This is a genomic window from Azospirillum oleiclasticum (assembly GCF_013423485.1).
GTDB classification, from domain to species: Bacteria; Pseudomonadota; Alphaproteobacteria; order Azospirillales; family Azospirillaceae; genus Azospirillum; species Azospirillum oleiclasticum.
Genome location: NZ_JABFFR010000036.1, coordinates 91,406 through 105,059, shown reverse-complemented (window position 1 = coordinate 105,059; position 13,654 = coordinate 91,406). Strand labels below are relative to the sequence as shown.

12 protein-coding genes are annotated in these 13,654 nt (G+C 68.8%); 10 read left to right on the top strand and 2 right to left on the bottom strand.

What is annotated here, in order from left to right; genetic code table 11:
• Positions 1–32: 32 nt before the first annotated feature.
• The 10 genes from urtB to HL658_RS29280 all read left to right on the top strand — a co-directional run bounded on the left by urtB (position 33) and on the right by HL658_RS29280 (position 11,574).
• Complete coding sequence (gene urtB, locus HL658_RS29325) at positions 33–959, top strand: urea ABC transporter permease subunit UrtB (RefSeq protein WP_180285931.1); 927 nt, start codon at positions 33–35, stop codon at positions 957–959.
• A 10-nt stretch (positions 960–969) separates the two neighbouring features.
• Entirely contained in the window at positions 970–2,097 is a 1,128-nt protein-coding gene (gene urtC, locus HL658_RS29320; protein WP_180285930.1) for an urea ABC transporter permease subunit UrtC, read from the top strand.
• A 14-nt stretch (positions 2,098–2,111) separates the two neighbouring features.
• Complete coding sequence (gene urtD, locus HL658_RS29315; RefSeq protein WP_180285929.1) at positions 2,112–2,858, top strand: urea ABC transporter ATP-binding protein UrtD; 747 nt, start codon at positions 2,112–2,114, stop codon at positions 2,856–2,858.
• A 42-nt stretch (positions 2,859–2,900) separates the two neighbouring features.
• Positions 2,901–3,590 carry an urea ABC transporter ATP-binding subunit UrtE gene (gene urtE, locus HL658_RS29310; RefSeq protein ID WP_180285928.1) on the top strand — a complete coding sequence of 230 codons (690 nt, stop codon included), beginning with the start codon at positions 2,901–2,903 and terminating at the stop codon, positions 3,588–3,590.
• A 33-nt stretch (positions 3,591–3,623) separates the two neighbouring features.
• The gene (gene urtA, locus HL658_RS38265) at positions 3,624–6,053 is read left to right on the top strand and encodes an urea ABC transporter substrate-binding protein (RefSeq protein ID WP_180285927.1); all 2,430 of its coding nucleotides are present in this window, start codon (positions 3,624–3,626) and stop codon (positions 6,051–6,053) included.
• A 52-nt stretch (positions 6,054–6,105) separates the two neighbouring features.
• Positions 6,106–7,335, top strand: coding sequence for a formamidase (gene fmdA, locus HL658_RS29300; RefSeq protein ID WP_180285926.1), 1,230 nt, complete (start codon positions 6,106–6,108; stop codon positions 7,333–7,335).
• Between the two features lie 14 nt (positions 7,336–7,349).
• Entirely contained in the window at positions 7,350–7,697 is a 348-nt protein-coding gene (locus HL658_RS29295; protein WP_180285925.1) for an FmdB family zinc ribbon protein, read from the top strand.
• 882 nt (positions 7,698–8,579) lie between these two features.
• A complete protein-coding gene (locus HL658_RS29290; RefSeq protein WP_180285924.1) occupies positions 8,580–10,181 on the top strand; it encodes a replication initiation protein in 1,602 nt (533 codons plus the stop codon).
• A gap of 192 nt (positions 10,182–10,373) precedes the next feature.
• The gene (locus HL658_RS29285) at positions 10,374–10,934 is read left to right on the top strand and encodes a sigma-70 family RNA polymerase sigma factor (RefSeq protein WP_180285923.1); all 561 of its coding nucleotides are present in this window, start codon (positions 10,374–10,376) and stop codon (positions 10,932–10,934) included.
• 4 nt (positions 10,935–10,938) lie between these two features.
• Positions 10,939–11,574 (top strand): ChrR family anti-sigma-E factor, encoded by a 636-nt coding sequence (locus HL658_RS29280; RefSeq protein WP_180285922.1) that lies wholly within the window; start codon positions 10,939–10,941, stop codon positions 11,572–11,574.
• Positions 11,575–11,596: 22 nt separating this feature from the next.
• Here HL658_RS29280 and HL658_RS29275 read toward each other — a convergent pair whose 3' ends face one another.
• Together HL658_RS29275 and HL658_RS29270 are read right to left on the bottom strand one after the other, a co-directional pair.
• Positions 11,597–12,553, bottom strand: coding sequence for a glycoside hydrolase family 26 protein (locus HL658_RS29275; RefSeq protein WP_180285921.1), 957 nt, complete (start codon positions 12,551–12,553; stop codon positions 11,597–11,599).
• The gene (locus tag HL658_RS29270) at positions 12,550–13,524 is read right to left on the bottom strand and encodes a glycosyltransferase family 2 protein (protein WP_180285920.1); all 975 of its coding nucleotides are present in this window, start codon (positions 13,522–13,524) and stop codon (positions 12,550–12,552) included. Before HL658_RS29270 ends, HL658_RS29275 begins: the two co-directional genes overlap by 4 nt.
• Positions 13,525–13,654: the final 130 nt, after the last annotated feature.

Genomic DNA, 13,654 nt, shown 5'->3' with positions numbered 1-13,654 from the left:
CCCACAACGCACCACCCGCCGCGGAGGGCTCCATGTTCGACGGCTACAGCCTCAGCGAGCTCGGCTCGATCTTTGCGATGCAGGGATTCGCCGGCCTCATCCTCTTCTCGGTCTTCGTCCTGATGGCGCTCGGCCTCGCGATCATCTTCGGGCAGATGGGCGTCATCAACATGGCGCACGGGGAGTTCATGATCCTCGGCGCCTACGTCACCTTCGTCTGCTCGCATCTGGTCGGCGAGCACGCGCCCTGGCTGTTCCCCGGCTATTTCTTCATCGCCATGGCGCTGGCCTTCGTCGCCAGCGGGTCGCTGGGCATGCTGGTGGAATGGTCGCTGATCCGCTTCCTCTACCGCCGGCCGCTCGACACGCTGCTGGCGACCTGGGGCCTCAGCCTGATCATGCAACAGATCTTCCGCTCCACCTTCGGCGCGCGCGAGGTGGGCGTGACCCTGCCGGACTGGCTGATGGGCTCGCTCAGCCTGACCGACACCATCGAGGTGCCGATCAACGGCCTGTTCGTCATGGCGCTGACCATGACGATCAGCGCGGTGGTCTATGCGGTGCTGTTCCGCGCCCGCTGGGGCCGGGGGGTGCGGGCGGTGATGCAGAACCGGGTGATGGCCGGGGCCGTCGGCATCAACACCGAGAAGGTCGACCGCTACACCTTCGGGCTGGGCTGCGGCATCGCCGGGGTGGCGGGCAGCGCCTTCACCATGGTCGGCTCGACCGGCCCGACCTCGGGCCAGCTCTACATCGTCGACACCTTCCTGGTGGTCGTCTTCGGCGGCGCGCAGAGCCTGATCGGCACCATCGCGTCGGCCTTCACCATCTCGCAGGCGCAATCGACCATGGAGTTCTTCCTGAGCGGCTCCATGGCCAAGGTGCTCACGCTGCTGACGGTGGTCGGCATCCTGATGCTGCGCCCGCAGGGTCTCTTCGTCCTCAAGGTCCGTCGCTGAGGGAGCCGCCATGACCCGCTCATTCCTTACCGGCACCCGCGGCGAGCTGCTGGGCGTGGGCGTCCTCGCCCTCCTCGTCCTGCTGGTGCTGCCGCTGTCGCTCGACGTTTTCCGGCTCAATCTGGTGGGCAAATACCTGACCTACGCCTTCGTCGCGGTCGGGCTGGTGCTGTGCTGGGGCAGTGCCGGCATCCTCAGCCTGGGCCAGGGCATCTTCTTCGGGCTCGGCGGCTACTGCATGGCGATGTTCCTGAAGTTGGAGGCGTCCAACCCCGAGGCCACGAAGATCCAGTCCACCCCCGGCATCCCGGACTTCATGGACTGGAACCAGCTGACATCCCTGCCGTGGTTCTGGGAGCCGTTCCACAGCCTGACCTTCTCCCTGGCGGCGGTGGTGCTGGTGCCGTCGGCGCTGGCCTTCGTGATCGGGGTGGCGATGTTCAAGCGCCGGGTGGGGGGCGTGTATTTCGCCATCATCACCCAGGCCATCGCCGCCATCCTGACCATCCTGATCGTCGGCCAGCAGGGCTACACCGGCGGCATCAACGGCATCACCGACCTGCGCACGCTGAAGGGCTGGGACATCCGCACCGACGAGGCGAAGCTGGTTCTCTACTTCGTCAACGCCGCCCTGCTGCTGGGCTGCATCCTGCTCTGCCTGGCCGTGCGCCGCTCCAAGCTCGGCCGCATCCTGGTGGCGCTGCGCGACAAGGAGGACCGGGTCCGCTTCTCCGGCTACGACGTGGCGAACTTCAAGACCTTCGTCTTCTGCCTGGCGGCGGCGCTGGCCGGGGTCGGCGGGGCGATGTTCACGCTGCAGGTGGGGTTCATGTCGCCGTCCTTCGTCGGCATCGTGCCGTCCATCGAGCTGGTGATCTACTGCGCGGTCGGCGGCCGGCTGTCGCTGCTGGGAGCGGTCTACGGCACGCTGCTGGTCAACTGGGCCAAGACCAGCTTCTCCGAAAGCTTCCCGGAGCTGTGGCTGTTCGCCATGGGTGCGCTCTTCATCGGCGTCGTCATGGCCTTCCCCAACGGGCTCGCCGGCCTCTTCCAGACCCATGTGGTGCCGCGGCTGGACCGGCTGCGGGGGCGCGGCCTGCCGCCGGTTCCCGGCCCCACCCGCATGGCGGCCGAGTGAGGAGGGCTCAACCCATGACCAACGCGACCGATTTCCTGCTGTCGGTGGAGGGGCTGACCGTGTCCTTCGACGGCTTCAAGGCGGTGGACGATCTCTCCTTCTATGTGGACGAGAACGAGATCCGCGTGATCATCGGCCCCAACGGGGCGGGCAAGACCACGGTGCTCGACCTGATCTGCGGGCGCACGAAGGCGTCCGGCGGCTCGGTCAAGTTCCGCGGCAAGGAGCTGACCGCGATGCGCGAACACCAGATCGTGCACGCCGGGGTGGGCCGCAAGTTCCAGAACCCGTCCATCTACGACGACCTGACGGTGTTCGAGAATCTGGAGATCTCCTACCCCCGTGGCCGTTCGGTTTGGGGGGCGCTGGCCTTCAAGCGCGACGCCGCGGTGCGCGAGCGCATCCACGAGATCGCCGAGATGATCTTCCTCGCCGACCATCTGGAGCAGCGGGCCGAATATCTCAGCCACGGCCAGAAACAGTGGCTGGAGATCGGCATGCTGCTGATCCAGGACCCGCAGCTCCTGATGCTGGACGAGCCGGTGGCGGGCATGAGCGTGAACGAGCGGGTCAAGACCGCCGAGCTGCTCAACCGCATCATCGCCGACCGCTCGGTGATCGTGATCGAGCACGACATGAAGTTCGTCGAGGACATCGCCCACAAGGTCACCGTCCTCCACCAGGGGAAGATCCTGTCCGAAGGCTCGATGGAGCGGGTCAAGAACGACCCGAAGGTCGTCGAAGTCTATCTCGGCCACTGAGCCGCCCACCCGATCACCCCACCGGATCACGAGGAGGATCGCATGCTGTCGGTCACCGACCTGCGCGTCGCCTACGGGCAGAGCGAGGTCCTGCACGGCCTGACCTTCACCACGGCACCCGGCGAGATCGTCGCCATCATGGGGCGCAACGGCATGGGCAAGACCACGCTGATGAAGTCCCTGATGGGCATCGTGCCGTCGCGCTCCGGCGCCATCCGCATCGGCGGCGACGAGCTGACGGGGCTGAAGAGCTACGAGCGCGTGGCGAAGGGTGTCGCCTACGTGCCGCAGGGCCGCATGGTCTTCCCGGCCATGACGGTCCGGGAGAACATCGAGACCGGCCTGACCGTGCGCGGCGAACGGCAGGTGCCGCCCGACATCTACGAGCTGTTCCCGGTGCTGCTGGAGATGCGCGGCCGGCGCGGCGGCAACCTGTCGGGCGGCCAGCAGCAGCAGCTCGCCATCGCCCGCGCGCTGGCGAGCCGGCCCAAGGTGCTGCTGCTCGACGAACCGACGGAGGGCATCCAGCCCTCCATCATCCGCGAGATGGCCCGCACGCTCCGCCGCATCCGTGACGAGCGCGGGCTCAGCATCATCGTGTCGGAGCAGGTGCTGAGCTTCGCGCTCGACATCGCCGACCGCGTGCTGGTCATGGAGAACGGCGAGATCGTTCACGAGGACAGCCGCGACCGGGTGGACGAGGCCAAGGTCGCCCGCCTGCTGTCGGTCTGACCCCCGGTTCCCCCAAAAGGAGGACGCGGCCCGATGCGGATCGCCCATCTCACCACACTGGTGTCCGTCGCCACCCCGCTGCTCGCGGCAGCGGCGGCGGCCTGCCTTCTCTCGCTCAGCGGACCCGGCACGGCGTCGACGCTGGGGCTGCTGCTGCTCGCCGCGATCGGTGTCGGCGTGCCCGCGATCATCGGCACGCTGGGCGGCCGGCTGGCCGGGGGCCTCACCGCCCTGGCCATGGACGCCGCGCCGGTGCCCTCCGGCCTCGCCGAGCTGGACGCGGTCGCCACCGTCCTGCGCCGCCTGCGCGACGAGGCGGCGGCGGACGCCGCCCGCAGTGCCGGGCGCGACACCGAACGCACCACCATGGAGGAGCGCGCCCGCCGGCTGGAAAGCCTGACCCGGGATTTCGAGAGCCGGGTCGGGCAGCTCACCCACGCCCTGACGGTGGCGGCGTCGGAGATGACCGACACCGCCCGCAACATGGCCGGTACGGCGGAGGTCTGCAGCCGGCTGTCCGGCACCGCGGCGACCGCGTCGGGCGAGACCTCCGCCAGCGTGCGGACGGTGGCGGTCTCGGCCGAACAGCTGTCCGCCTCGATCGCCGACATCGGACGCCAGGTCGCCGGCTCCGCCGAGATCGCCGGGCAGGCGGTGCAGGACGCCCAACGCACCGACAGCGTGGTCAAGGGGCTGGCCGACGGCGCCCAGAAGATCGGCGAGGTGGTCACACTGATCCAGGGCATCGCCGGCCAGACCAACCTGCTGGCGCTCAACGCCACCATCGAGGCGGCCAGGGCGGGCGAGGCCGGCAAGGGCTTCGCCGTGGTGGCGAGCGAGGTCAAGACGCTGGCCAACCAGACCAGCAAGGCGACCGAGGAGATCGCCGCCCAGGTCTCCGCCATCCAGACCGCAACCGCGGAGGCGGTGGAGGCGATCCGCGGCATCGCCCAGACCATCGGCCGCATCAGCGACATCGCCACCGGCATCGCCGGCTCCGTCCGCGAGCAGGGCGGCGTCACCGGCGCCATCGCCGAGAACGTGCGGACGGCGTCGGCCGGTGCCGCCAGCATGGCGCGCAGCCTCGCCGACATGACGGACGCCACCGGCAGCGCCGGCACTGCGGCGGGGCAGGTGCTCAGCGTCGCCGGAACGGTGGCCGGCCACATCGAGCAACTGACCCGCGAGGTCGACGGCTTCCTGTCGGAGGTCAGCCTGCAATCCGCCCTGCGCCGGCGGCGCACCGGCAACGGGCTGACCATCGGCAGGCCAGGGGCCGGCCCCGCCATCCCGCGCGGCCCCGCGACGGCGCTGGTCAACACCCGCGGCCTCGCCGTCACCGACGACACGGTGACCGTCGGCATCCTGCATTCCGACACCGGCACCATGGCGATCAGCGAGGCCGGCTCGGTGCAGGCGGAGCTGCTGGCGATCCAGCAGATCAACGACAGCGGCGGCGTGCTCGGCCGGCGCATCGACGTGGTGCAGGCGGATGGCGCCAGCGACTGGCCCACCTTCGCCGCCCGCGCCGACACGCTGCTGGGGCGCGACCGCGTGGCCGCGGTGTTCGGCTGCTGGACATCGGCGTCGCGCAAGGCCGTGCTGCCGGTGTTCGAGACGCACAACGGCCTGCTCTACTACCCCACCCAGTACGAGGGGCTGGAGCAGTCGCGGCAGGTCATCTACACCGGCGAGGAGGCGACCCAGCAGATCTTCGCCGGGCTCGACTGGGTGATGCGGGAGAAGCGGGCGAAGACCTTCTTCCTGATCGGCTCCGACTACGTCTGGCCGCGCGCCTCCAACGCCATCGCCCGCCAGCACATCGAGTCCAAGGGCGGCCGCGTGGTGGGCGAGCAGTATGTGGAGCTGGGCGACACCCGCTTCGCCGGCGTCGTCGCCCGCATCAAGGCGGCGAAGCCGGATGTGATCTACGCCATCGTGGTGGGCGGCTCCAACGTCGCCTTCTACAAGCAGCTCAAGGCCGCCGGCGTCGGGCTCGACCAGCAGATCGTGCTGACCAACTCGGTGGGCGAGGACGAGGCGCTGGGCATCGGCGGCGAGCACATCGCCGGCGCCTTCTCCTGCTGCAAGTATTTCCAGAGCATCGACAGCGCCGACAACCGCGCCTTCGTCGCCGCCTTCAAGGCCATGTGGGGCGAGGACAGCGTGATCGGCAACGTCAGCCACAACGCCTATCTGGGCCCCTGGCTGTGGAAGCGGACGGTGGAAAAGGCCGGCAGCTTCGACATCGACCGTCTGGTCGCCGCCTCGCCCGGCGTGGAGTTCCCCACCGCCCCCACCGGCTTCGTCCGCATCCACGACAACCATCACCTGTGGAGCAAGACCCGCATCGGCCGGGCCCGCGCCGACGGCCAGTTCGACGTGGTCCACGAGACCCCCGACCTGATCGAGCCCAATCCCTTCCCCGCGGGCGTGTCCGCCGACGCGCTGCGCGCGGCCTGACCGTCCCCCCCGCAACCCGACAACGACGAACGAAACGCAAAAGGAGAGCATCGTGGCCGAGACCCTGATCAAGATCGACCTGTCGGAGACTCCCTACAAGAACGACATGATCCACAACCGCTGGCACCCGGACGTGCCGATGGTGGCGACGGTGAAGCCGGGCGACGATTTCATCGTCGAGTGCTACGACTGGACCGGCGGGCAGATCAAGAACGACGACAACGCCGCCGACGTGCGCGACGTCGATCTCAGCCAGGTGCATTTCCTCAGCGGCCCGATCGGAGTCGAGGGGGCGGAGCCGGGCGACCTGCTGGTGGTGGACCTGCTCGACATCGGCGCCTTCCCCTCGATGACCTGGGGCTTCAACGGCTTCTTCTCCAAGAAGAACGGCGGCGGCTTCCTGACCGACCATTTCCCGCTGGCGCAGAAGTCGATCTGGGACATCTCCGGAGTCTACACCCACTCCCGCCATGTGCCGGGGGTGAAGTTCGCCGGGCTGGTCCATCCCGGCCTGATCGGCTGCCTGCCGTCGCACGACCTGCTCGCCAAATGGAACGCGCGCGAGCAGGCGCTGATCGACACCAACCCGGAGCGGGTGCCGCCGCTCGCCAACCCGCCCTTCGCGCCGACCGCCCACATGGGCCGGCTGAAGGGCGAGGCGCGCGACAAGGCGGCGGCCGAGGGTGCGCGCACCGTGCCGCCGCGCGAACATGGCGGCAATTGCGACATCAAGGACCTGTCGCGCGGTTCGCGCATCTATTTCCCGGTCTATGTGAAGGGCGGCGGGCTGTCGCTGGGCGACCTGCACTTCAGCCAGGGCGACGGCGAGATCACCTTCTGCGGCGCCATCGAGATGGCGGGATGGGTGCACATGAAGGTCGACCTGATCAAGGACGGCGTGGCGAAGTACGGCATCCGCAACCCGATCTTCAAGCCCAGCCCGATCGTCCCGACCTACAACGACTACCTGATCTTCGAGGGCATCTCGGTGGACGAGGCGGGAACGCAGCATTACCTGGACGTGCACGTCGCCTACCGCCAAGCCTGCCTGAACGCCATCGAGTATCTGAAGAAGTTCGGCTATTCCGGCGCCCAGGCCTACGCCATCCTCGGCACGGCCCCGGTGCAGGGCCACATCAGCGGGGTGGTCGACATCCCCAACGCCTGCGCCACCCTGTTCCTGCCGACGGAAATCTTCGACTTCGACATCCGCCCGAACGCCAAGGGCCCGGTGAAGCACATCACCGGCGAGGTCGACGTGCCGCTGGCTCCGGACCTCTGAGGCGGGAGACGCCGATGCCCGCCTACGACTACGCCTGCGCCGCCTGCGGCGGCGACTTCACCGCGATCCGGCCGATGGCGGAGTCGGCGGCCCCGCAGCCCTGTCCGGGTTGCGGGGCGTCGGCCCCACGGGTGATCCGCACAGCCCCCGCCTTCTCCGGTCTGCCCGCCGCGACGCGGAACGCCCACACCCTCAACGAACGCAGCGCCGACCGGCCGGCGCTGCTGTCGGAGGGCGGGCGCAAACATGGGCCGGGTTGCGGCTGCTGCGGCGGCAGCGCGAAGAACGCGCGTCCCGTCCTGCGCGGGCTCGACGGGTCCAAGGCCTTCCCGACCGCAAGGCCCTGGATGATCAGTCACTGACCACCATCGCCACGTTCTGAACGCCAAAGCCCGGATCGTTTCCATGATCCGGGCTTTGCTGCGTCTTTGTCAAGCCGATGAAAAGCGGCTGTTACGAGAATCATATGATTCAAGGATCCTTATGATCATCATTCTCTCGCGAGCAGATGCATGATCATGCAATCCCTTGATTCACAGCAATTGTGGAAGTTGGGGGATGGAAGACTGTGGGATTGTCGCGGCGGGAAGCGGAAGCGGGTGGGAATGGCGAATCGGGTGGGGTGGAAGCCCGTGGGAATCGGCCTGCCGGCCGTGATCGCCAATTGTGGAAGCCGGTGTGACACCGACCTGGAAGCCGGTGGGAATGGCCAGGCAAATATGGAAGCCCGTGGGACAAGCGACTGTGCCCGGTCCGCTGCGGCAAAGGTGGAAGCTGGTGGGATGCCGACAGGTTTCCCGGGCGAACCATGGAAGCCCGTGGGATGACAACGAGGTTGGCCGGCGGTGGTCGTCGGCGGATCACCCTGCCGAGCCTTGCTGCACAAATGGCTGAAACGCAATGTTGTTTTCGGTATAGGCGGCGTCGATCCGGCGATCGGGCGGCGGCGGGCTTTCCCACGGGCTTCCACATTCGGCCGGCGAGTCCGGCCGCCCGTCCGTCCCACGGGGTTCCATGTTTGAGCGTACGACGGTGGCCGGTCTTCCCACGGGCTTCCATCTCTCGCGCGGCGGCGGCATCGCTTTCCCACGGGCTTCCATGTTTCCCGCCCAGGGCCGGGCCGGCTGCCGGTGCTGCGAATCGGACCCTGCGAAACATGGAACGGGGCTTCCACCTTTTGGCCTTGACTCCGCGCGCCGCGGATCGGGAGAATCCCCGGCATCCGCGAACGGGAAGACACGAGCATGCGCCACGAGATCAGCCGGATCGAGCTGGAAAAGCCGGACGACCTCATCAACTCGCCAAACCTCGTGTCGATGGCGGCGGCCTATCTGGTCAACGCCGTGCTGCTGAACGAGCAGTTGAACCCGTCCGACGCCAACGACATCCGCCGCATCCCGGTGCGCGACGTCCGGCTGCTGCTGGGGGCGGAGAACAGCCACAACACCCAGTTCCTGGAGCGCGTGTTGGACGAGCTGCTGACCACCAAGATCACCTGGGGCAGCCTCGTGTGGCCGGGGGAGGGGGGCGAGGCGGCGGAGGACGCCGACGCGGACGTCGATCCGGAGGGGGAGATGACGGTCACCGCCACCACCTTCCTGTCCGAATACGCCTACCGTGTCCGCAGCAAGGACGGCATGCTGCCCGAGAAGGGCTTCATCAAGTACCGGCTGAACCCGCGCATCCACCAGATCATGCGGGAACGCCGGCTGGTCACCAACATCAACCTCGTCACCCAGCGCGCCTTCGCCTTCCAGTACAGCCAGAAACTCTACGAGGTGCTGCAGCGCGCCCTGCAACGCAACCCCGACAAGCCGGCCCCGACCGAGATCATCCGGGTCGCCGACCTGCGCATCCTGCTGGGGGTGGGGCCCGACCGCTACCCGGTCTTCGCCGACCTCAACCGCTATGTGCTGAAGCCGGCGGTGGACGAGATCAACCAGGCCGCCGACATCGCCGTCGCCACCAAGACGCTGCGCCAGAACCGCGCCGCCTACGGCATCGAGTTCACCGTGACCCGCAAGCGGGAGTTCCAGTTCAGCCTGGCGCTCGACGCCAACACCCTGCCGGAGCTGTTCCGACAAGCCATGCTCGACAAGCGCAACGATGCCGAGCGCGGCCACCTCGTGCGCAAGCTGTCCAACTACAACATCGCCAAGGCGGCGGCGGTGGAGTTCATCGAGCAGCTCGGCCTCGCCCAGGTGGAGGAGACGCTCAAGCTGTGCGAGGCGGATTTCAAGGCCGGCTACAAGCCGATGAACAAGAACGCCTATGTGCGGAGCTGCCTGAAAGGCAACAGCACCCCCGGCGACTTCGCCGCCCGCGCGACCCTGACCGCCGTCGATGAGGACAAGCAGCCCTTCGTGCGCATCCTGTGCGAGGAGTTCGGTTTCACCGAGGCCGAGGCGACCCGCGCCGCGCGCGAGCATGCGTTGGAGCGGCTGTCCGGCAACATCGATTATGTCCGCGGGAAGCGCGCCGCCGACGGACGGCGCATCGGCAAGGGCTACATGAAGGCCGCGCTCCGCGACGACTACGCGGCCAGCCTCAACGGCCCCGCGCCGGAGGAGGGCGGCGACGCGGGGGGCCCCAACGGCCAGGGCGCGGACATCCAGGGCGCCGACCTGATCGCGCGCATGCGCGCTCTCTACGAGGCCCTGCCGGAGGCCGCGCGGGCGGAGCTGCGGGAGGAGTTCCAGGGGCTGCAGCCGCCCGGCTTCACCGACCGGGCGCGCCGCGACTTTCGGTCGCAGGGGCCGGAGCACCCGCTGGCGGTGTGGCCCTTCTTCGCGTGGTTCCTGGGGCAGCGGAAGGGCTGGGCCGAGCGCAACGGCGACGCGCGTTAACGTGCCGTCAAACGCTTCACCCTAGACTGTACCAACCGGAACGGAACCGCACGGATCGCCCGATCCTGCGGTACAAATTGTCGCTGGTCTGGTTGGGCCTTCCGACCGAAGTTCGGGTCTTCGGGCGACGGACGGGCGCGGTGTGGGCGGTACCGGTGAATCCTCAGGGCGGGTAGGCGAGCACGGACGGTGATGACGAGCGTGGCTGACAGAACGAACGAGGAACTGGTGTCCGCCATCGCCGTCGACCGGGATCGTACGGCGTTCGCGGCGCTGTTCCGGCAGTACGGCCCGAAGATCGAAAGCTACGCCCTGCGCAATGGTGCCGGCCGCGCCGCGGCGGAGGAGCTGGTGCAGGACGTGATGCTGACCGTCTGGCTGCGGGCGGACAGCTTCAACCCGGCGCTCGCCTCGGTCGGCACCTGGATCTTCACCATCGCGCGCAACCGGCGCATCGACCGCATCCGCAAGGAAACCCGCCCGGAGATCGATCCGAACGACCCGGCCCTGCTGCCGGTTGCCGATCTGCCCCCCGACCGGGTTCTCGAATTGTCGGAGGATCGCAGGATTCTATCCGTCGCCATGAATTCTCTTTCGCCGGAGCAATCCGAAGTGCTGCGCCTTTCGTATTTCGAGGGAAAGACGCAGACGGAGATTGCCGAGGAGCGGAACATTCCGCTCGGAACCGTCAAGACCCGGATGCGTTTGGCGCTTGGACACCTCAAGCGCACCCTGCAACCGCGCATGGTCTGATGGAATGGTCGCTGTCCTGCCGAACCAGCATCCCGAGGAGGAACGCCTCCTCGCCTACGCCACCGGCTCCCTTGGGGAGGTCAAGTCCCTGCTCGTGGCCACCCATCTCGCCCTCTGTCCGCTCTGCCGGGCGAGTGTGGAGGCCTATGAGGCGGAGTGCGGCGGCTGGTTCGACGGGCTTGGCGGCGGGGCCGAAGACGACCGCTGGAGCGCGATGCTGGCGGCCTGCGACGCGCGGCTCGACACCGCCGTCCTGCCGCCCCCGGCGCCGCGGTCCACCCTGCCCATGACCGGCCCGCTGGTGCCCGAGCCGCTGCGCGGCCGGCTCGGCCGTCCGCTGTTCGATTTCGGCTGGAACGAGATCGCGCCCGCCGTCTGGCTGTCGGACTGGACGGTCAAGGACGCGCAAACCACCGGCTGTCTGCTGCGCATGGGGCCCGGTGCCCCGGTCCCGCCCCACCACCACAGCGCCAACGAGATGCTTCTGGTCCTGACCGGCGCCTTCCACGACGAGTACGGGCATTACCGCGTCGGCGATGTGGCCGACATCCCCGCCGACACCGATCATTACGCGGTGGCGGAGCATGGCGGCGACTGCGTCTGCCTGTTCCTGCTGGACGGGGAGATCCGGTTCCTCTGACGACTTCCTCGGAGCGGCGGCCCTACCCGGCCCGCCCGAACTGCCGCCGCAGCTCGGCGCCTGCCTCCGGCAGCTTGCCGCGGGAGACCTCGGCGTTGAAATCGTGCGCGGGGTAGTCCCAGTAGCCCTGGTAGAGCACGGGGTGGGCGCGGATCCAGGCGGCCATGTTCCTCACGAACAGCGGATCGTCACCGCCGCCGTGACCGTCGGGGCGGGTGCCCGTGCCCCATTCGGCGAAGGACATGGGCTTGCCGTGCTTGCGGGCGAAGTCGGCGTGCCATTTCAGGCCGAACGACTGGTTCATCAGGTCGTCCCAGCGCTGCTCCGGCGTCTTCACCCCCTTGGTCCAGGTCTGGTTGTAGACGTCGAGGCCGATGATATCGACGTAGGCGTCACCGGGATAGACCTGGTCGGACGGGACCTGCTGCCAGCCGAGCGTCGGGTTCCAGTCGAACTTGAAGTCGGCGCCCGGCACGTCGCGCATGGTGGTGACGATCCGCTGCCAGAACGCCACCCACGCCTTGGGGTCCTTCTTGGCGGCCCAGGGATACCAGCCGCCGTTGAACTCCCACCCCAGCCGGATGACGGCGCCGGCGTGGCCGTCGGCCACCAGAATCCGCGCGATCTCCTGGAAATACCGGTCGTAGGCGCCCTCGGCCCCGGCGCGCAGCGTGTTGTCCTTGCCGTTCGGCAGCATCGGCACGGACAGCGCCAGAGCGTAGGGCGCGCCGCGCCAGCAGCCGGAGATCCAGCGGGAACTGTCGACCATCTTCTGCCAGCTGTCGCGCGCCAGGAAATCGACCACCCGGTCGATGGGGCGGCCCAGCCACTGCTCGAAGCCGGCGATGCGCGGCTTGCCCTCGCAGCCCGCCCCCTTGTAGACGGCCAGATCCTGCGCCCCGGCGGGGGTGGCGAGGGCGACCAGCGCGGCCAGCAGGGCAGGGCGCGCGACGGACATCAGGGCGTGCGCCGTTCTCATCCCTTCACCCGGTCCAGGTCGTTGAAGCGCAGCCGGTTCGCCAGCGGCCGGTCGAGCAGCCGGCTCGCCTCCGCCAGCGCGAAGAGGGCGAGGCGCTTGGGCGTCGGCCGGATGGCGAGTGCGCGCATCATGTGCCGGCGCGCGTCGCCGAAATTCCGTTCGCAGAAATTCACCCGACCGACCTCCCACAGGACCGAGGCGCGCACGCGCCGTTGCAGCGCCGTCCAGCGCGCCGCGCCCAGCTTCCGCCCGATCTCGGCGTTGCCGGCCAGCGCCGCCAGGAACGGCTCGTGGTTCGCCCAAACGCTCGCCAGCGAGCGGCTGGCACTGCCCGGCGTCAGCCGGTGGAACAGCACGTTGGGCACCGGCCCGGCGAAGCGGAACGGACCCTGCGCCGCCAGCCGGGCGCAGAACTCCCAGTCCTCCGACAGGCGCAGGCCGGCGCGGAAGCCGCCGGCGGCGACCGCCGCCTCCGTCCGCATGAGGATCTGGCCGACGTTGAGGAAACCGTTCTCCACCATCGCCGCCAGCACGTCGCCGTCGGGGTAGGTGTGGCGGGGCAGCGGCTTCTGCCCCGGCTGCGGGCTGCCGTCGCCGAGGATCTTCACCACCGTGCCGAAGGCCGCCACGGCACCCGCGTCCCCCTTCAGGAAAGCGCCGAGCCGTTCCAGCGCGCTGTCGTGCAAACGGTCGTCGGCGTCGAGGAACATCAGGAAGCGCCCGCGCGCCAGTTCGAGCCCGCGGTTGCGCGCCGCCGATACGCCGCCGTTCGCCTGCCGCACCACCCGGATGCGCGGATCGCCGGTGGCGGCGGCGCGCTCCGCCGTGCCGTCGGAGGACCCGTCGTCCACCACCACGCACTCCCAGTCCGCGACGTTCTGTGCGATCAGGCTGTGCAGCGCGTCGCCGATGAAGCGCTCGGCGTTGTAGGCGGGGATGACGACGGTCGTTTCGACCAAGCGGGCGGGCATGCGGGCGGGCTCCATGCTGCGACCGCACAGCATCTTTGGCGCGGCCTGCCGCCTGTCAACGCATCAATGGGGGAGCCTCCGGACGCGCGCCGGGGATGGGGGTAACGCCTTTCCCCCGGACACCGGCGGC